Annotated in this window: 18 protein-coding genes; 12 read left to right on the forward strand and 6 right to left on the reverse strand. The window is 71.6% G+C overall.

Features of this window, described 5'->3' with window-relative positions:
• Positions 1-12: 12 nt before the first annotated feature.
• Entirely contained in the window at positions 13-1,656 is a 1,644-nt protein-coding gene (locus HUT19_RS04925; protein ID WP_176179256.1) for an amidohydrolase family protein, read from the reverse strand.
• 153 nt (positions 1,657-1,809) lie between these two features.
• Between HUT19_RS04925 and HUT19_RS04930 the strand changes: the two genes are divergently transcribed.
• Complete coding sequence (locus HUT19_RS04930) at positions 1,810-2,631, forward strand: uracil-DNA glycosylase family protein (RefSeq protein ID WP_176179257.1); 822 nt, start codon at positions 1,810-1,812, stop codon at positions 2,629-2,631.
• A gap of 28 nt (positions 2,632-2,659) precedes the next feature.
• Here HUT19_RS04930 and HUT19_RS04935 read toward each other — a convergent pair whose 3' ends face one another.
• Positions 2,660-3,172 (reverse strand): hypothetical protein, encoded by a 513-nt coding sequence (locus tag HUT19_RS04935; protein WP_176179258.1) that lies wholly within the window; start codon positions 3,170-3,172, stop codon positions 2,660-2,662.
• Positions 3,169-3,594: an ATP-binding protein gene (locus HUT19_RS42805; protein ID WP_254885444.1), complete on the reverse strand. Its 426-nt coding sequence runs from the start codon at positions 3,592-3,594 to the stop codon at positions 3,169-3,171. Before HUT19_RS42805 ends, HUT19_RS04935 begins: the two co-directional genes overlap by 4 nt.
• Positions 3,595-4,132: 538 nt before the next feature.
• On the opposite strand from HUT19_RS42805, the gene HUT19_RS04945 reads away from it, so the two are divergent.
• Positions 4,133-4,948: an SDR family NAD(P)-dependent oxidoreductase gene (locus HUT19_RS04945; protein ID WP_176186491.1), complete on the forward strand. Its 816-nt coding sequence runs from the start codon at positions 4,133-4,135 to the stop codon at positions 4,946-4,948.
• A 120-nt stretch (positions 4,949-5,068) separates the two neighbouring features.
• Here HUT19_RS04945 and HUT19_RS04950 read toward each other — a convergent pair whose 3' ends face one another.
• Positions 5,069-6,472 (reverse strand): hypothetical protein, encoded by a 1,404-nt coding sequence (locus tag HUT19_RS04950; protein WP_176179260.1) that lies wholly within the window; start codon positions 6,470-6,472, stop codon positions 5,069-5,071.
• A 276-nt stretch (positions 6,473-6,748) separates the two neighbouring features.
• On the opposite strand from HUT19_RS04950, the gene HUT19_RS04955 reads away from it, so the two are divergent.
• The 5 genes from HUT19_RS04955 to uppS all read left to right on the forward strand — a co-directional run bounded on the left by HUT19_RS04955 (position 6,749) and on the right by uppS (position 10,481).
• Positions 6,749-7,615, forward strand: coding sequence for a helix-turn-helix transcriptional regulator (locus tag HUT19_RS04955; RefSeq protein ID WP_176179261.1), 867 nt, complete (start codon positions 6,749-6,751; stop codon positions 7,613-7,615).
• Between the two features lies 1 nt (position 7,616).
• Positions 7,617-7,856, forward strand: coding sequence for a DUF397 domain-containing protein (locus HUT19_RS04960; RefSeq protein WP_176179262.1), 240 nt, complete (start codon positions 7,617-7,619; stop codon positions 7,854-7,856).
• A gap of 190 nt (positions 7,857-8,046) precedes the next feature.
• On the forward strand, positions 8,047-8,640 hold the full coding sequence (locus tag HUT19_RS04965; protein ID WP_176179263.1) for a hypothetical protein: 594 nt from the start codon (positions 8,047-8,049) through the stop codon (positions 8,638-8,640).
• A gap of 64 nt (positions 8,641-8,704) precedes the next feature.
• On the forward strand, positions 8,705-9,517 hold the full coding sequence (locus tag HUT19_RS04970; RefSeq protein WP_176179264.1) for an SAM-dependent methyltransferase: 813 nt from the start codon (positions 8,705-8,707) through the stop codon (positions 9,515-9,517).
• A gap of 136 nt (positions 9,518-9,653) precedes the next feature.
• Positions 9,654-10,481 carry a polyprenyl diphosphate synthase gene (uppS, locus tag HUT19_RS04975; protein ID WP_176179265.1) on the forward strand — a complete coding sequence of 276 codons (828 nt, stop codon included), beginning with the start codon at positions 9,654-9,656 and terminating at the stop codon, positions 10,479-10,481.
• A gap of 46 nt (positions 10,482-10,527) precedes the next feature.
• On the opposite strand, the gene HUT19_RS04980 is transcribed toward uppS, so the two are convergent.
• Positions 10,528-11,754: an acyl-CoA dehydrogenase family protein gene (locus HUT19_RS04980; protein ID WP_176179266.1), complete on the reverse strand. Its 1,227-nt coding sequence runs from the start codon at positions 11,752-11,754 to the stop codon at positions 10,528-10,530.
• 169 nt (positions 11,755-11,923) lie between these two features.
• Between HUT19_RS04980 and HUT19_RS04985 the strand changes: the two genes are divergently transcribed.
• Positions 11,924-12,577 carry a TetR family transcriptional regulator gene (locus tag HUT19_RS04985; protein ID WP_176179267.1) on the forward strand — a complete coding sequence of 218 codons (654 nt, stop codon included), beginning with the start codon at positions 11,924-11,926 and terminating at the stop codon, positions 12,575-12,577.
• Between the two features lie 40 nt (positions 12,578-12,617).
• Here the strand turns inward: HUT19_RS04985 and def are convergent, their stop codons facing one another.
• Positions 12,618-13,166 carry a peptide deformylase gene (gene def / locus HUT19_RS04990; RefSeq protein WP_176179268.1) on the reverse strand — a complete coding sequence of 183 codons (549 nt, stop codon included), beginning with the start codon at positions 13,164-13,166 and terminating at the stop codon, positions 12,618-12,620.
• A 185-nt stretch (positions 13,167-13,351) separates the two neighbouring features.
• Between def and HUT19_RS04995 the strand changes: the two genes are divergently transcribed.
• The 4 genes from HUT19_RS04995 to HUT19_RS05010 all read left to right on the forward strand — a co-directional run bounded on the left by HUT19_RS04995 (position 13,352) and on the right by HUT19_RS05010 (position 17,705).
• Complete coding sequence (locus HUT19_RS04995) at positions 13,352-14,590, forward strand: MurT ligase domain-containing protein (protein ID WP_176179269.1); 1,239 nt, start codon at positions 13,352-13,354, stop codon at positions 14,588-14,590.
• Positions 14,591-14,612: 22 nt separating this feature from the next.
• A complete protein-coding gene (locus HUT19_RS05000) occupies positions 14,613-15,350 on the forward strand; it encodes a type 1 glutamine amidotransferase (RefSeq protein ID WP_176179270.1) in 738 nt (245 codons plus the stop codon).
• Between the two features lie 307 nt (positions 15,351-15,657).
• The gene (locus HUT19_RS05005; protein ID WP_176179271.1) at positions 15,658-16,683 is read left to right on the forward strand and encodes a 6-phosphofructokinase; all 1,026 of its coding nucleotides are present in this window, start codon (positions 15,658-15,660) and stop codon (positions 16,681-16,683) included.
• A 71-nt stretch (positions 16,684-16,754) separates the two neighbouring features.
• Complete coding sequence (locus HUT19_RS05010; protein ID WP_176179272.1) at positions 16,755-17,705, forward strand: cytochrome c oxidase assembly protein; 951 nt, start codon at positions 16,755-16,757, stop codon at positions 17,703-17,705.
• The last annotated feature ends 34 nt before the right edge of the window (positions 17,706-17,739 follow it).

Consider the following 17,739-nt stretch of genomic DNA (forward strand, 5'->3'; position numbering starts at 1 on the left):
CGTCGGGAACGGTCAGGTCAGCAGGTCGGACAGTTCGGCGGCGTAGTCCGGGGGCAGATTGGGTTCGGCGGCCAGGCTGGCCAGGAATCCGGGGTCGGCCCCGGCCGTCAGGCCGTCCAGAGCCAGGGCGGTCAGCGCCGCCGGGTCAACGTCGAGCGGAGCGATCTCGGGGCCGCCGGGGCCCGGCCGGGCCCGCCGGGCCGCTCCGCGCGGCGCCAGCCGGGGGCGCAGCTCGGTGCCGTTGGGCTCGATCTCGTCCAGGGCCAGCCGCCACCGCGGGCCCTCCTCCGCCCGGGGCGGGGCCCGCCGCGCGGCCCGTTCGGCATGGCCGGGCAGATCGGCGAGGGCGTGGCTGAGCCGTTCGGCGGCCTCGGTGAGGGTCAGACCGCCGACCACCGGATCGGCGGCGGTCTGGCGGAGCCGGACGCTGCGGCCGGCGGGCGCCCCGTCGATGAGCGGCTCCAGTTCGGCCGGGTCGGGGGTGAGCTTCCGCATCAGGGCGGTGGTGCCGTAGCGGGGTGTGCCGTCGATGACGACGAGGGTGATGTCCCGGTCGCGGGCGTCGATCAGGGCGGTGTACGGATTGCCGTCGGCTCCGGCGACGGCGATCAGATCAACGCGCATCCCGGGTCGCAGCGAGCCCAGGGTGCGCTCCCAGCGCAGGATGGCGGCCGCGTCCCGGGTGGCCATGGCGACCAGGTCACGGTCGCTGAGCACCCCGTCCGCGGCGGCGGAGGCCAGCCGGGCCGCCTTGAGCTCGCCCAGCAGCCCCTTGCTGCCGGAGACCGACCAGTCCGAGCCGAGCCCGATGAGCATGCCGGTGCGGCGGGCGGCGGCGATGTCCGCGGTGCGGCCGTACAGCAGCAGATTCGACAGCGGGGACCACACCATGGAGCCGCCGTGCCCGGCCAGCACGGTGAAGTCCTCGGGGCTGAGCGCGGTGCAGTGGATGCCGACGAGGTTGTCGGTGATCGCCCACCGGCCGGTCTCGAACTCCAGGTCCTGGAAGTGGCGGCGCGCCTCCTCGTCGGTGCCTTCGGCCAGGTGCAGCAGCAGCCGGTGGGGCTGCTGGAGCCGGGTGAGGAACCGGTGGGCGTCCACCGCCTCGACATCGGCGATCCGGGAGGCGGCCTCGGGCAGTGCGGGGTCGTCGGTGGCCTCGACGTTGCGGACGATGCCGCGGTACATCCGGCGGGAGCCGGTGTTGCTGAACAGCGCGATGCCCTGGCTGGTGGTGGTGCCGTTGACCAGGGCCTTGGCCTCCACGTAGCGCACCACGGCGGGCATCAGTCCGGGGTCCTCGCCGAGCACCGTCATCGGCCCGGTGACCAGGGTGCGGTAGGCCGGATTGACCCGGCCGCCCCAGTCGGAGCGGTTGCCGTAGCGCTCGGGGATCCGCCACAGCGGGAGCACGTCGTAGGGCAGGTGGTTGTGCAGTTCGATCAGACCGGGGTAGACGGTGCCGCCGGTGCGGACGACCGGGGTGTCCTCATGGCCCGGCGGCCTGGGCGCGCCCGCGGGCAGCACCGCGTCGATGAGGCCCCGGCCGATGTAGAGCACACCGTCGTCCAGCACGGTGCCATGCGGGTCCATGGTGACGATCCGGCCCCGCAGCGCGAACCGCGGGTCCTCCTCGGTGTCCACCGGAGGTGGCATGGCGCGTCCCTTCACCTCGCTTCCAGACCGGCGGCCGTCCACGGGCGACCGCCGCCCCATTAAGCGATGATGATGTGACTTATCCAGTTATGCCCTGTTCTTCGGCCCATCCGGAGGAGAGACCGGTAAGCCCCCACGGAGGAGGAGTCCGCGGTGCACGACTTCGATCCCGGGTACGCCCATGAGCCCTACGCCACCCTGGTCCGCTCCCATCCCGGCCCCGAGGTGTATCCACCGGCGGACTTCCGCGTCGAGTGGGGACCGGTCTTCCACCGGGGACGGCTCGACGGAAGCGCCAGGATCCTGGTCATCGGACAGGATCCGGCCGCGCACGAAGCGGTCACCCGCCGGATCCTGGTGGGCGCGGCGGGCCGCCGCGTCCAGGGATTCCTGGTCAAACTGGGCATCGACACCGGCTATGTCATGGTCAACACGTTTCTCTACAGCGTGTACGGGCAGAGCGGCGGCACCGCCCACGCCCATGACCCGGCCATCGCCGACTACCGCCACGCCTGGCTGGACGCCCTGATGGAGCACAACCCGGTGGAGGCGGTCATCGCCTTCGGCGGACTGGCCGACACCGCGTTCCGCACCTGGCAGGCGACCCCGACCGGACGCCGCTACCGGGGCGCCTACCAGCACATGCTGCACCCCACCTACCCCGAGAGCGCGTCCTCCTCCGGTAGCACCCCGCTGGCCACGGCGATGGCGAAGCTGCTGGCCGACTGGAACACCGCTCTGGAGGCCCTGCACGGCGCGATCGTCCGCCCCGACCACGCACGGCCCCTGGCCCCGTACGGCAGCACCGGCTTCACCCCGGCCGATCTCGCGGCCATCCCCGAGGCGGATCTGCCCGCGGGGCTGCCCGCGTGGATGCGCTCCGCCGAGCCCTGGGCCAGACGGGAAGGCGTCACAGCCGGGGAGAAGCGGGCCACGATCGTGGTGGAGGTCCCGGAGAGCCTGCGCCCGTTCTGAGCGCGTCGCGGCGCTTCCCGCGGAGCGCTCAGCGGAACAGCGCGCCCGCGAGCCGGTCGACGGGCCGGTCGGTGGCCTCCTCCAGCGCGGCGCGCAGGGTGCGGCTGTCGGTCAGTCCACCGCCGGGGCGGATCAGCCACACATGGCCCTGCCGTACGCACCCCGGCCGGGGGCAGCGCAGGATCCGGCCCGGTCCGGCCGCGGCCACCGAGCGCCGACGGGCGTACGCCGTTCCGGCCAGCCACGTCTTCCACTCGGCGGCGGAGCCGGGCGGCACCAGGAACGAGAGCACATGGCTGGCGGTGGCCAGCATCACCGGGCCGGTGGCCGCGTCCCGCCGCTGGAGGGCCTGGATCACCGCGGCGCCGATGTCGTCGGCCATTCTGACCAGGTCGAAGAGCGGGCCCACCGGAAGATCGGCGAGACCGCTGCCACTGGCCCACTGGAGCCGTACCCGGCCGGGGTCCTCGCTGCCGGACAGCAGCCAGTCGGCGGCGTCGACCTCCGCGCTCAGCCGCGCCCGCCGCTCCCCCGCCCTCATGACCGGCTCTCGAGCGGCAGCGTGAACCACACCTTCTTGCCCGCGCTCCCGGGGTCGGGGGGCGCGGTGCCCCAGTCCGCGGCCAGGCCGTCCACGATGGCCAGCCCCCGTCCGGACTCGGCGGTCGGGGCCGCCTCACGGAACCGGGGGACGACGGGCGAGCCGTCGGCCACCTCGACCCGCAGCTCATGGCCGCGGTTCTCGAGCGAGACGGTGATGATGACGGTGTCGGCGGGGCCGCGGCTGCCGTGCTCCACGGCGTTGGCGAACAGTTCGTTGGTGGCGATGACGGCAGAGTCCACCAGCGCGTCGAGCCGCCATTCGCGCAGATGGCCGGTGACCATACGGCGCACCGCGGAGGCCCGGTCCGCCAGCGCGGGGAATTCGGCGCGGAAGAGCCGGCAGGTGTCCACGGACGTCATCGGGGTCCCCCCTCGCCGACGGGGGACGGTGTGCTGCCCGCCGGCCGGCTCGGCGCGGGGTCGGCTCGCGGACGGCGCGAGTGCGGTGGTCGTGGACAAGGTGGACATGGTCGGCTCACCTCCCTCATCGGCCGACGCCGGCCGCTTCGGCGGCCCTGGAAAGGAACGGCTCACGGTGTCGGTCCTCACGGTCCTCTTCGGTCTGTCGGCTCTGAGGGCATACGTACACATGGCGTGGTTGATGTCCTGGGGAGCGGGTAAGCGCATTCTGGCGACCGACCACGCCGCATCCGTGCTGGTGGCGGGTGGGGGGCGCGCCCTGCCCGACCCGCCTGGACCGGCTGCCATGGGCGGAGAGGGCCCGGTCGCGGTGAGTGCCGGATACCGGCATGATTCCTCCTTCGAAGGCAGCGCACAGCGTCAACGGCCGCCGTTCATGTAGACAAACGGTTGGACCGACCGGCGGGCGAGAGGGCATGGGGGTTGTCCGGTTGTACGGGCGTAGTGGTTCGGGCTGTACGGTCCCGGCGTGGCACGCATGAAGGGGAACAGGAACGGGCAGCTCCGCCCGGGGGTCCGGTCCGGTGTGGAAGGCAAGCGGGTTCTGGTCACCGGGGGCACCCGGGGGCTGGGCGAACAGATCGTGCGACTGCTGGCCGCGGACGGCGCACGGGTGGCCACCTGTGCGCGGACAGCGGGTGACCTGCGGGGACTTACGACGTCACTGGCCGCCGAGGGATACGGCCCGCTGTTCACCCGCGCCCTGGACATCACCGAGCCGGACCGGCTGGAGGAGTTCGTCGTTGCCGCGGCGGAACGTTTCAGCGGACTGGACGGCGTGGTGGCCTGCGCGGGCGGGGCACAGGGGCGGGGGCTCGAGGAGGCCGACGCCCGGGACTGGTCCCTGACCTGGGAGATGAACGTCGGTCACACCGCGCGGCTGGTGAAGGCCGCGGTGCCACAGCTGCGGCGGGCGGGCGGCGGTTCGGTGGTGGTGATCGCCTCCATCTCCGGATGGAAGCCGGGGCCGCAGGCCCAGTACGGAGCCGCCAAGGCGGCCCAGATCCATCTGGCGGGCTCGCTCGCCCGCGAACTGGGGCCGGACGGCATCCGGGTCAACGCCGTCTCACCGGGGTCGATGCTCATCCCCGGGAAGCGCTGGGACCGGATGCGCGCCGAGGAGCCCGAGGCGTTCGCCCGGTTCACGGCGGAGTTCCCCCACGGCGAGCTGGTGGCGCCGCAAGAGGTCGCCCGAGTCGTCGCGTTCCTGCTCTCGGATGCCTCGAGCGGTGTCTCCGGCGCTCACCTGCCCGTCGACCGCGCCCAGAACGCCCCTACGCCGGGGGGCTACTAGGCCCCGTCCGGCGGATCTCAGCCCGCGACACCTGGCACCGGGCTGCTCCTCGAAGATCCACCGGACGGGGCCGGCTGCCACCCGGCGCTCCCCCGAAGGGGCGTTGCCGGGCGCCACCGGTCAGGCGGCGGTGCCGAGCACGGTTCGCGACCGTCGCTCGAACTCCCTGACCAGAGGCTCCTTCTGGCGCGGCCGCAGCCGTGCCCGGAAGTCGCGCAGCGCCTGGACCGAGCGCTCGCTGTGCACCCCGCTGAGGGTGTCCAGCGCCTCGCCCGCGGCCCCGAGCGCCTCGTCCAGCCGGTTCTGCTGGAGGTAGGCGGTGGCCAGCACGGACCGGCTGATGGCCTGGCGGCGGCGCCGGTCGGCGTTGGCACGGACCGACTCTGCGGCCGCGTGTTCGGCCTCCGCGGAGTTGCCCAGGTCACGGAAGCACAGCGCGGCCTCGGCCGCCAGGTAGTGGTGGTCGAGGAAGCGCACCCACGGCGACTCCTGCTCGGCGCCGCGGCTGGCCTCCAGCTGGGCGTCGGCCGCGCGCAGCGACTTGGACGCCTCCCGGGGCTGGTCGAGGGCGGCGTATCCGCGGGCTGCCATGGCGTGCAGCCGCATCAGACCGAGCGGACTGCCCGCGTGCTTCGCGGTGGCCACCCCCACCCGGGCCAGCTCGACCCCCGCCTCGGGCTGACCCAGGTTGGTGGACAGATGGGAGAGCCCGGCGAGGATCTGACCGCCGAGCACCCGGTCGCCGCCTTCCGCGCACAGCCGCAGCGCCTGTGTCATATAGCGCTGGGCCAGGCCGTATTCGGCGTTGTCATAGCTGCTCCAGCCGGCCATGGCGGCCAGTTTGGCGGCCGCGGTGAACAGCTGGCGCCGCTCGTGCGGGGGCGCGCCGCGCTGCTGGAGCATGGGGACGACCTCGGTCGACAGATAGAGCACGATGCTGGCGCGGACCTGGCCGCCGCCGAACCGGTTGTCCATCTCGTCGAACATGCTGATGGCCGCGTGGACCTGCTCGACGCGGCCGCCGTCGGCCACGGCGGCCAGACGGGCGGAGTCCTGGTTCTCGACCAGCCACAGCAGCCATTCGCGCTGTGGGGTCACCAGCGCGCCGGCGACGAAGGGCACCGCACCCAGCAGGCTGCGGCGGGAGATATCGGTGGAGCCGAGTTCGGCGAGCGTGTGCAAGGTTTCGCTTACGTCCTCCCGGTAGGCCAGCGCCCTGGCGACCACCGGGCGCTGTCGGTCGGCTATGAAGCCGAGCTCGGCGGGGCCGACGGGCCTGCCGAGCCGGTGGGAGAGCACGGCGGCGATCAGCTCCGGGGTGCTGCCGCGCGGCTGTCCGCCCTGGAGCCAGCGGGTGACGGAGGCCTTGTCGTAGTTCGACTGGCATCCCTGCCGACGGCCCAGCTCGTTGACCCGGTGGGCCAACGCGGCGTAGGAGCATCCGGATTCCTTGAGGGCGGTGGCCAACGCGCTGTTGACGGCGGCGTTCTGGCGTACGCCCGTGGGCTGTGCGTCGTGCGTCACCGTGACCGTCCCGAGCTCGGGCCACGGCGATCTGCGGGATCCCCGCCGCGGGGCGCCGACCGGACAGCCGGGCACCTCAACGACGTTGTGGGCAGGGGTGGTTGGGAGCCCTCGCCATGGAGGGTGAGATGGGTCACGTGCTCACTATGGGTGGTGACACACTCACCCCGCAAGCGTCGTTCTGATAATTTCAAACCGATCCGCTCGTGCTGTATATGTCGCCGGAACACGTGGCACACTGTGCGGGCATATGACGGCCAGTTCGGGAGGCGGGACGTGAGCGAGGCACGGCCGGCCGGAGCCGCCCCCACCGTATTGCGCAGGGTGCTGGGCAAACGCCTGCGCCAGTTGCGCGAGCGGGCCAAGGTCTCCTTCGAGGAGGCCGCCCAGGCCATCGAGGTCACCCCGCTGACCGTCCGCCGGATGGAAAAGGCGGAGGTCGGCCTCAAGATCCCGTACGTCAAGGAGCTGTTGCGCAATTACGGGGTTCGGGGTCCGGAGATCGAGGACTTCCTCGCCCTGGCCCGGGAGGCCAACCAGCCGGGCTGGTGGCATCAGTTCCGGGATGTCCTGCCCGACTGGTTCAGCGCGTACGTCAGCCTGGAGAGCGAGGCGACGGTCATCCGCGCGTACGAGCCGCACTACGTCCCCGGACTGCTCCAGACCGAGGACTACGCCCGAGCGGTACTGCGCATCGGTTTCCCCAACGACAGCGAGGAGGAGCTGGACCGCCGGATCGCCCTGCGCGTCCAGCGGCAGAGCCTGCTCACCAAACCGGACGCGCCGACCATATGGGCCATCCTCGACGAGACGGTGCTGCGGCGCCCGGTCGGCGGCCACCAGGTGATGCGCGAGCAGATCGACCATCTGACCGCCGCGCTGGACTGGCCCAAGGTCCGGCTCCAGGTCATGCGGTTCGCCGCGGGACCGCACCCCGGGGCCTTCGGCCCCTTCCACTACTTCCGCTTCGGGTTCTCCGAACTCCCGGACGTGGTCTACACCGAGAGCCTCACCGGTGCGGTCTATGTGGACCGGCCCGCCGAGGTGGTCGCCTATCTGGAGGTCCTGGACCGGATGGCGGTCCAGGCCGAACCCATCGCCGACACCGGCACCGTCCTGGCCGAACTGGGTAAGGAGTTCTGAGATGACCGATCCCGTCTACAGCGGTATGCCGGCCACGGATCTGGGCGCGGAGGGCTGGGAGAAGCCCTGGAGCGGCACCAACGGCGGCACCTGCATCGAGGCGAAGCGGCTTCCTGACGGCCGGGTGGCACTGCGCCAGTCCACCGATCCGTCCGGCCCCGCGCTGATATACACCCGCTCCGAGGTCGCCTCCTTCCTGGACGCGGCAAAGGCGGGCGAAGCCGACTTCCTCATCGCCTAGCCGCCCCGGTACGCGTGCGTTGGGGCCGTCCCCCGGAAAACCACTACGCCCGCACAACCGAACAACCCCGCAGCTCACTCCCGCCCCTGGCCTCGCGCCACGCACACTGGAGGAGCCGTGGCGGGCGGCGGTGTCGTCCCCCTGAACCGAGTACGGGACACATGGGACGACGGGACGACGGGACGACGGGATGAACCTTCACCAGCTGACCGCACAGCGCCGTACGCTCGTCGTCGAGGGCTGTGACGGGGTGCTCAGAGACCGCCTGCTGACCGGACTGGCCGAGAGCCACGGCTACGCCATCGGCCGCGCGCCCCGGGAGCTGCCGCATATCGACCCGGTGCGGCCCTACCGCGAGATCCTCCAGCAGGGCGGGGCGCTCGCGGTGGACGCCCATCTGGTCGGGGAGTTGGTCTACGGGCCGCTGCGGCGCGGCCACTCCCGGGTCACCTGGATCCAGGCGTTCGACTTCGCCGACGCGCTGGCCGAGCGCCACGGCGTCTTCGTCCACGTCAGGGCGCCGGTCGCGGTGCTCGAGGACCGGATGGCCGCACGCGGCGGCCCGGCGGCGGACCTCCCGGAGATCGCCGCCGCGGTGCCCGCCTTCGAGAGCGCGTTCCGCACCCTCGCCCAGCACGCCCCGGTGGTCACGGTCGACGAGAATCCGCTGACCGGCCCCGGCACCGGAGCGTCCGACCGCGCCGTCGCAACTCCGGTGAGCTCACTGACCCGGCGACTGCCGCGGATCCGCTCCCCCGTCCCCCTCGTCGTCCAACCTCGCTGAACTCCCGGGCGCCGACGCTACGTTGGTGCCCCCACAGGCAGTCGCACGGCAGGAGAACCTCCCCATGGCAGACGCATCGTCCACCCCCGGCCAGCAGGCCTTAACGAAGATCGACACCTCCGTACCGCACTCGGCCCGGATCTGGAACTACTGGATGGGCGGCAAGGACAACTACGAGGTCGACCGGGTGGCCGGGGACGAGTACCGCGAGATCGCCCCGAACATCGAGGTCATGGCGCGCGCCTCACGTGCCTACCTGATCCGCACCGTCACCCATGTGGCGGGCGAGTGCGGGATCCGCCAGTTCCTGGACATCGGCACCGGGCTGCCCACCTACGACAACACCCACCAGGTCGCCCAGCGGGTCGCGCCCGAGGCCCGCATCGTCTACGTCGACAACGACCCCCTGGTGCTGCGGCACGCCCAGGCCCTGCTGACCAGCACCCCCGAGGGGGTGACCGACTACATCGACGCCGATCTGCACGATCCGGACCGGATCCTGGCGGCCGCGGCCAAGACCCTGGACTTCGACAAGCCCATCGCCCTGATGCTGATGGGGATCCTGGGCCACATCCAGGACTTCGAGGAGGCGGTATCGATCACCCACCGGCTCCAGGACGCCCTGCCGTCGGGCAGCTACTTTGTGCACTACGACAGCACCGACACCGACCAGGCGCTCAAGGAAGCCCAGCAGGGCTACGACGACACCGGCGCGGTGCCGTATGTGCTGCGCAGCTACGAGCAGATCACCCGTCTCTACGAGGGACTGGAGGTGATCGAACCCGGTATCGTGTCCTGTCCGCTGTGGCGGCCCGGTCCCACCGAGACCGCCATCGAGACCACCGATGTCCACGGCGGTGTGGCGCGCAAACCCTGACGCTCACGCGACGCCCACTGCCCCGACTGGCGGTAGCCATAACGAATGGTTCGGCCACCGGGCAGGTAACCCCCGCCCCCGCCGCCTCGTCAGACACAGCGCCGGAATGCCGAGGGCGAGGGCGGAGGGACGCAGGGTGTTCGAGGTCGGAGCCTGGAGAGTGCCCTCGGTCAAGCGTCTGCTGCGCGGGGTGGAGCGTGCGCCCGGTGAGGCACCCGCCGTCGTACGGCAGCGCCGCGGTCCGCGGGAGGAGGAGTACGGCCCGCCCCGGCCCCGTCATGTGGGGATCATCATGGACGGCAACGGGCGATGGGCCGCCTCGCGCGGACTGTCCCGCACCCGGGGCCACGAGGCCGGGATCCGGGCCCTCCCCCGCGTGGTGGACACCGCGCTGGAGGAGGGCATCGAGCATCTGTCGCTGTTCTTCTTCTCCACCGAGAACTGGAACCGGCCGCGCGGCGAGGTGGCCGCGCTGATGCGGCTGACGGCCCAGCTCGCCGATGTCTTCCGGGGCTACGGCGAACGCGGGGTGCGGTTGCGCTGGCTGGGCTCGGAGGCACGGCTGCCCCCGTCCACGCTCGCCGCCCTGCGCCGGGCGGAGGCCGAGACCCGTGGCAACCGCGCCATGACGCTGGCGTTCTGCTTCAACCACGGCGGCCGGGAGGAGATCGCCCGGACGGCGACCTCCCTGGCCCGCGCCTCGGCGAACGGCGCACTGGACCCCGGGCTGATCGACGAGGCCCTGTTCACCCGTCATCTGCCGCACCCCGATCTGCCGGACCTGGACATGCTGGTGCGCACCTCCGGGGAGCAGCGCATCTCCAACTTCATGCTCTGGCGGGCGGCCTACGCCGAGCTGTTCTTCGTCGACACGCTGTGGCCCGACTTCACCGGTGACGAACTCCGCGCGCTGCTCGCCGCGTTCGCGACCCGCAAACGACGTTTCGGCACGGGCGTGGGGTGACCCGCCCCTGGGGCGCGGGACGGGCCACCGGTACGGCGCGGCGGGTTCAGCGGATCGGCATTCCCGACAGGGTGCGCGCGATCACCAGCCGCTGGATCTCGCTGGTGCCCTCGAAGATGGTGTAGATCGCGGCGTCGCGGTGCATCCGCTCGACCGGGTACTCGCGGGTGAAGCCGTTGCCGCCGAGGATCTGCACGGCCTGGGCGGTGACCTTCTTGGCGGTCTCGCTGGCGAACAGCTTGGACATGGAGCCTTCGGCCGCGTCGAAGGGCTTGCCGCTCACGGCCATCCACGACGCGCGCCACACCATCAGCCGCGCCGCGTCGATCCGCGTACGCATGTCGGCGAGCTGGAAGGCGACGCCCTGGTTGTCGATGATGGGGCGGCCGAACTGCCGCCGGGTCTTCGCGTAGTCGAGCGCGACCTCGTACGCGGCGCGGGCGGTGCCGACCGCCATGGCGCCGACGGCCGGTCGGGACGCCTCGAAGGTGGCCATCGCGGCGTTCTTCAGCCGCTCCCCGCCCTCCTTGGCCTTCTCATGGGCGCGCGCGAGGCGTTCGTCCAGCTTCTCCTTGCCGCCGAGCAGGCAGCTGCCGGGGACCCGCACCTGGTCCAGGACCACCTCGGCGGTGTGCGAGGCGCGGATGCCGTGCTTCTTGAACTTCTGTCCCTGGGAGAGGCCGGGGGTGCCCGGCGGGACGATGAACGAGGCGTGGCCCTTGGAGCCGAGGCCGGGGTCGACCGACGCGACCACCACGTGGACGTTCGCGATCCCGCCGTTGGTGGCCCAGGTCTTGGTGCCGTTGATGACCCACTCGTCCTTGGCCTCGTCGTAGACGGCGCGGGTGCGCATCGAGGCCACGTCGGAGCCCGCGTCGGGCTCGGAGGAGCAGAAGGCGGCGACCTTCACGTCGTTCATGTCGCCGTACATCTGCGGGACCCAGGTGCCGATCTGCTCCTCGGTGCCGTTGGCGAGGACGCCGACGGCGGCCAGACCCGTGCCGACGATGGACAGCGCGATCCCCGCGTCGCCCCAGAACAGCTCCTCCATGGTCATGGGGATGCCGAGACCGGTCGGGTCGAAGTACTGCTGGGCGTAGAAATCCAGCGAGTAGAGCCCTATCTTGGCGGCCTCCTGAATAATCGGCCAGGGGGTCTCCTCGCGCTCGTCCCATTCCGCGGCGGCCGGGCGCATCACATCAGCGGCGAAGCCGTGAATCCAGTCCCGTACCGCTTTCTGCTCGTCGTCGAGTTCGAACGAGAACTCCGCCATGACCCCTCCACCTGCTTATTACCTGCGGTAACAAGAGTGTGTTACTCACGAGTAGACGATGTCAACTCCCCTATCCACCCGCACCGGACGCACCACACGAGTGTTACGTTGCGCAGAGAACACACGGGCCAGGACGTGCGCGGACGTCAGGGGGCGGGGAGGCAGCGAGATGGAGACCGGGACCAGTCAACGGGAAGATCAGCGGCAAGCGGCCGAGCGGAGGCGCAGAGAGCTGCTCGAGGCCGCCGACCGCGTGGTGCTCCGGGACGGCCCCGAGGCCTCGATGAACGCCATCGCCGCCGAGGCGGGCATCACCAAGCCCATCCTGTACCGCCACTTCGGCGACAAGGGAGGGCTCTACCGCGCGCTCGCCAAGCGCCACACCGACGCGCTGCTGTCCTCGCTGCGGGCCGCCCTCGACGCCCCCGCCCCCGACCGGCGGCACCGTGTGGAGGCGACCCTCGACACCTATCTGACCGCGATCGAGGCCGCGCCCCAGGTGTACCGCTTTCTGATGCACCCCGCCGACCAGGGCGAGCAGCAGGAGCAGGGCTTCGACGTCGGCCACCACTCCGCACCGCTGCTGCGCCGCCTCGGCGAGGAGCTGGCGAAGGTGATCGCCGAGCGGGTCGAGCTGGGGCCCGACGGCGAGGAGCAGGCGCGGGTCTGGGGCCATGGGATCGTCGGCATGATGCATGCCGCCGGCGACTGGTGGCTGCGGGAACGCCCCTGTTCACGCGAGCAGTTGGTGCGCCATCTCGCCGAGCTGATGTGGGGACGGCTGGCGGTGGCGGACGACCGTACCGGCGGCCCCACCTTCTGAGACCTTCCGAGCGGGCCCCTCGCCCGGCGGAGTGGCCGTGTCACACCTCGCCGCGGGCCCAGGGCGCCCGCCGGGCCGCGCGCAGCGCCCGACGCCGCCGCAGCCCGCCGAGCCGGTCGGTGAACAGCTCCCCGTCCAGGTGATCGCATTCATGCTGGAGACAGCGCGCGAAGAAGCCGGTGCCCTCGATCCGCACCGGCTCCCCGGTCACGGTCACCCCCTCCACCACCGCACGGTCGTGGCGCGGGGTGCCCGCCTCGATGCCCGGCAGCGACAGACAGCCCTCCGGGCCGCGCACCACCACCCCGTCGGCCTCCACCAGCCGGGGATTGACCACATGGCCCAGATGGCGACGGTCCTCGTCGTCGGGGCAGTCGTAGACGAAGACCCGGCGGGCCGCTCCGATCTGGTTGGCGGCGAGACCGACCCCGTGCGCGGCGTACATGGTGGCGTACATGTCCTCGACCAACCGGGCGAGCTCCGCGCCGAACTCGGTGACCTCCGCGCAGGGCGCACCGAGCACCGGATCGCCGAACAGCCGCATCGGCCGTACCGCTCCACTGCTGCCGGGGATCACGCCGCTTCGCATGGGAGCCAAGCGTACGGGCCACCCGGTTGGCGCTTGTGCGGGCCACGGGATTCGGGCCGACGGCCGGATCTCGATAGGCTGATCCCCGACCGTGGCCTCCCGGCTGGAGATTCGGCTCGGAGGGGGCGTACCACCGGTGCTCGGGGGGCAGGAGCGGCGCCGGTATGCGAGGAGGATCTAGGACGATGGCAGGCAACTCGGATCCGCTGTCGCCGCGGGCCAAACTGGCCGTGACGGCGGGCAAGGCCGCGGCGGCGGTGTCGCGGGCGGCGGGCCGCGGCAGCGGCTCGGTGATCGGCGGCAAGGTGGCCCTGCGGCTCGACCCCGACCTGCTGGGCAGGCTGGCACAGCACCTGGACGTGATCCTGGTGTCGGCGACCAACGGCAAGACCACCACCACCCGGCTGATCGCGGAGGCGCTGCGGGCGGCCGGACCGGTCGTCTCGAACGCGCTGGGCGCCAATATGCCGGCCGGTATCACCTCGGCCCTGGCGGGCGGCTCGGACGCCCGCTACGGGGTCATCGAGGTCGACGAGAAGTACCTCGCCGGTGTGGCCAGGGACACCGAGCCCAAGGCCATCGCGCTGCTGAACCTCTCGCGCGACCAGCTCGACCGCGCCGCCGAGACCCGCATGCTCGCGGAGAAGTGGCGGGAGGGGCTGACCGGCACCAAGGCCGTGGTGATCGCCAACGCCGACGATCCGCTGATCGTCTGGGCCGCCTCCTCCAGCCCCAATGTGGTGTGGGTCGCTGCGGGCCAGGAGTGGAAGGACGACGCCTGGTCCTGCCCGTCCTGCGGCGGGGTCCTCCAGCGCCCCGGTGACGACTGGGTCTGCGCCGAGTGCGGCTTCCGCCGTCCGGTGCCCAGCTGGGCGCTGAACGGCGACTACGTCCTCGACCCGCACGGCGCCGCCTGGCCGATCCACCTCCAGCTGCCCGGCCGCGCGAACAAGGCCAACGCGGCCACCTCGGCCGCGGTCGCGGCGACGTTCGGGGTGCCCCCGCAGGTCGCGCTGGAGCGGATGTACCAGGTCCAGGCGGTCGCCGGACGGTATGACGTGGTCACCTTCCAGGAGCGCCAGATGCGGCTGCTGCTGGCGAAGAACCCGGCCGGATGGCTGGAGACCTTCTCGCTGATCGACCCGCCGCCCACCCCGGTGATCCTCTCGGTGAACGCGCGCGGCGCGGACGGCACCGACACCTCCTGGCTGTGGGACGTGGACTACACCCGGCTTGCCGGGCACCCGATCTGTGTGATCGGTGACCGCAAGCTGGACCTGGCGGTCCGGCTGGAGGTCGCCGGACTGGACTTCCGGGTCTGCGCCGATGTGGACGAGGCGGTGCGGATCGCGCCTCCGGGCCGGATCGAGACCATCGCCAACTACACCGCGTTCCAGGACCTGCGCCGCCGCGTGGGCAACTGACCCCGTACGAGAGGCACAAGACATGCGTAGCACGAGCCAGAACGGCCTGCGCCTGGTGTGGGTCTACCCCGACCTGCTGAGCACGTACGGCGACCAGGGCAACGCCCTGGTGGTGGAGCGCCGGGCGCGCCAGCGCGGGCTGGACGTCTCCCGGCTGGACGTCCGTTCCGACCAGCAGATCCCCACCTCCGGGGACATCTACCTGATCGGCGGCGGTGAGGACCGTCCGCAGCGGCTCGCCGCCGAACGGCTGATCCGGGACGGCGGGCTGAACCGCGCGGTCTCCAACGGGGCGATCGTCTTCTCGGTGTGCGCGGGCTACCAGATCCTGGGCCACGAGTTCATCAACGACCTCGGGCAGCGTCAGCCCGGCCTGGGGCTGCTGGACGTGATCAGCACCCGTGGCGAGGGCGCGCGCTGCGTCGGGGACGTGCTGGCCGACATCGACGAGCGGCTGGGGCTGCCGCCGCTGACCGGTTTCGAGAACCACCAGGGCGTGACCCATCTGGGCCCGACCGCGCGCCCGTTCGCCCGGGTCCGCTTCGGCAACGGCAACGGCACCGGCGACGGCTTCGAGGGCGCGTACAACGAGACCGTCTTCGGCACGTATATGCACGGCCCGGTGATGGCGCGCAATCCGCACATCGCCGATCTGCTGCTGAAGCTGGCGCTGGATGTGAACGCGCTGCCGCCGGTCGACGACCAGTGGTACGAGGCGCTGCGCAACGAGCGGATCGCGGCGGCCACCCAGCCCGCGTGACCGACCTCACCGGGCGAGTGAGCCGAAGGGGCGCGGCCCTGTCGAAACGGAGAGCGCGCGGAGGTTCCGAGGCTGCGATCGGTATGCGGCTCCGCCGCGTGGAGGGGCCGCGCACGGTCGACCGTCGACAGGGGCTCCAGTGCCCCGGCGGCGAACCGGGCCACAAAAAGGGTGCAGCCCGCCCGAATGCTGGACACATGGCGGACGGCCGCGACCCCGCCACCCTCGCGCTTGTAGGGTGGCGGGGTCTTCCGCCGGACAGCGCGGTCCGGTCCTCGGCCCCCTCGCAAACAGAGGAATCCGTGCCATGCGCATTGGTGTGCTCACGTCCGGTGGCGACTGTCCCGGTCTGAACGCCGTCATCAGGTCCGTCGTCCACCGCGCCGTCGTCGACCACGGCGATGAAGTGATCGGCTTCCACGACGGGTGGAAGGGTCTGCTGGAGGGCGACTACCGCAAGCTGGACCTGGACGCCGTCGGCGGCATCCTGGCCCGCGGCGGCACCATCCTGGGCTCCACCCGGGTGCAGCCCGCGCATCTGCGCGACGGTGTGGAGCGGGCCAAGGGCCATGTCGCCGATCTGGGCCTGGACGCGGTCATCCCGATCGGCGGGGAGGGCACCCTCAAGGCGGCGCGGCTGCTCTCGGACGCCGGGCTGCCGATCGTCGGGGTGCCGAAGACCATCGACAACGACATCGCCTCGACCGATGTGACCTTCGGCTTCGACACCGCGGTCGGGGTCGCCACCGAGGCCCTGGACCGGCTGAAGACCACCGCCGAATCGCATCAGCGGGTGCTGATCGTCGAGGTCATGGGCCGCCACACCGGCTGGATCGCGCTGCACTCGGGAATGGCGGCGGGCGCCCACGCGATCGTGGTGCCGGAGCGTCCGTTCCACATCGACGAGCTGACGCGGACCGTCGGGCAGCGCTTCGAGGCGGGCAAGAAGTTCGCGATCGTGGTGGCGGCGGAGGGCGCCAAGCCGGTCGAGGGCACGATGGACTACGAGTCGGGCGGCAAGGACGTCTACGGCCATGAGCGGTTCGCCGGTATCGCCCGTCAGCTCTCCGTCGAGCTGGAGCACCGGCTCGGCAAGGAGGCGCGGCCGGTGATCCTGGGCCATGTACAGCGCGGTGGCACGCCCACGGCGTACGACCGGGTGCTGGCCACCCGCTTCGGCTGGCACGCGGTCGAGGCCGCGCACCGCGGCGACTTCGGCCGGATCACGGCGCTGCGCGGCACGGACATCACGCTGGTGCCGCTGGCGGAGGCCGTGGAGCGGCTCAAGACCGTCCCGGACGAGCGCTACGCCGAGGCCGAGTGCGTGCTCTGAACTGACCGGTTCTACGCTGGTGCGGGCACATCGGTGCACAGCGGGAGAACAGGGAAGGCCGGGGAGCATCAATGGATCACGGCGGACACGGCATGACCATGGATCTACCGCCGTTCACCTTGTCGCGTGGGCTGGAGTTCGGCGGCGATCCGTTCTTCCTGGTGGGCTCTGTGCTGGCGCTCGGGCTGTACGGCTGGGGGGCCGCGCGGCTGTGGCGGCGCGGTGACGCCTGGCCGGTGGGGCGGCTGATCTCGTTCACCCTCGGTGTGCTGACCATCGTGATCGCGATGTGCACCGGGCTGAACGACTACGGCATGGTCATGTTCAGCGTCCATATGGTGCAGCACATGATCATCAGCATGGTCTCCCCGATCCTGCTGCTGCTGGGCGCGCCGGTGACGCTGGCGCTGCGCGCCCTGCCCGCGGCCGGACGCGGCCGCAAGGGGCCACGTGAGCTGCTGGTGACCCTGCTGCACAGCCGCTACATGCGGGTCATCACGCACCCGGTGTTCACGATCCCGCTGTTCATCGCGAGCCTGTACGCGCTCTACTTCACCCCGCTCTTCGACTTCCTCATGGAGAGCAAGGCCGGACATCTGGCGATGATGGCCCACTTCCTCGCGGTGGGCCTGGTCTTCTTCTGGCCGATCATGGGCGTGGACCCGGGTCCGCACCGGCCGGGTTATGTGATGCGGATGCTGGAGCTGTTCGCGGGCATGCCGTTCCACGCGTTCTTCGGGATCGCGCTGATGATGGCGACCGAGCCCATGATCGGCACCTATGAGCACCCGCCCGCCTCGCTGGGCATCGACGCGCTGTCGGACCAGAACGCGGCGGGCGGCATCGCCTGGGCGTTCAGCGAGATCCCGTCGGTGATCGTCCTGGTGGCGCTGGTCTACCAGTGGTACAAGTCCGAGCAGCGCCAGGCGCGGCGGGCGGACCGTACCGCGGACCGGAACGGCGATCAGGAGCTCGCGGCGTACAACGCCTATCTCGCCTCGCTCCAGGGCCGCGGCCGCTGAGCGCTCCGCGGGACGTACCGCGAGGCGCCGTCGT

Origin of the sequence: Streptomyces sp. NA02950 (assembly GCF_013364155.1) — a bacterium.
Classification (GTDB): Bacteria; Actinomycetota; Actinomycetes; order Streptomycetales; family Streptomycetaceae; genus Streptomyces.

Excerpts from the sequence above, each read along its gene's own strand:
- HUT19_RS05010 (WP_176179272.1), top strand. The coding sequence starts at position 16,755 with ATGGATCACGGCGGACACGGCATGACCATGGATCTACCGCCGTTCACC.
- HUT19_RS04945 (WP_176186491.1), top strand. The coding sequence starts at position 4,133 with ATGAAGGGGAACAGGAACGGGCAGCTCCGCCCGGGGGTCCGGTCCGGT.
- HUT19_RS04985 (WP_176179267.1), top strand. The coding sequence starts at position 11,924 with ATGGAGACCGGGACCAGTCAACGGGAAGATCAGCGGCAAGCGGCCGAG.
- HUT19_RS04935 (WP_176179258.1), bottom strand. The coding sequence starts at position 3,172 with ATGAGGGCGGGGGAGCGGCGGGCGCGGCTGAGCGCGGAGGTCGACGCC.
- HUT19_RS05000 (WP_176179270.1), top strand. The coding sequence starts at position 14,613 with ATGCGTAGCACGAGCCAGAACGGCCTGCGCCTGGTGTGGGTCTACCCC.
- HUT19_RS42805 (WP_254885444.1), bottom strand. The coding sequence starts at position 3,594 with ATGACGTCCGTGGACACCTGCCGGCTCTTCCGCGCCGAATTCCCCGCG.
- HUT19_RS04960 (WP_176179262.1), top strand. The coding sequence starts at position 7,617 with ATGACCGATCCCGTCTACAGCGGTATGCCGGCCACGGATCTGGGCGCG.
- HUT19_RS04925 (WP_176179256.1), bottom strand. The coding sequence starts at position 1,656 with ATGCCACCTCCGGTGGACACCGAGGAGGACCCGCGGTTCGCGCTGCGG.
- HUT19_RS05005 (WP_176179271.1), top strand. The coding sequence starts at position 15,658 with ATGCGCATTGGTGTGCTCACGTCCGGTGGCGACTGTCCCGGTCTGAAC.
- def (WP_176179268.1), bottom strand. The coding sequence starts at position 13,166 with ATGCGAAGCGGCGTGATCCCCGGCAGCAGTGGAGCGGTACGGCCGATG.
- HUT19_RS04980 (WP_176179266.1), bottom strand. The coding sequence starts at position 11,754 with ATGGCGGAGTTCTCGTTCGAACTCGACGACGAGCAGAAAGCGGTACGG.
- HUT19_RS04995 (WP_176179269.1), top strand. The coding sequence starts at position 13,352 with ATGGCAGGCAACTCGGATCCGCTGTCGCCGCGGGCCAAACTGGCCGTG.
- HUT19_RS04970 (WP_176179264.1), top strand. The coding sequence starts at position 8,705 with ATGGCAGACGCATCGTCCACCCCCGGCCAGCAGGCCTTAACGAAGATC.
- HUT19_RS04965 (WP_176179263.1), top strand. The coding sequence starts at position 8,047 with ATGAACCTTCACCAGCTGACCGCACAGCGCCGTACGCTCGTCGTCGAG.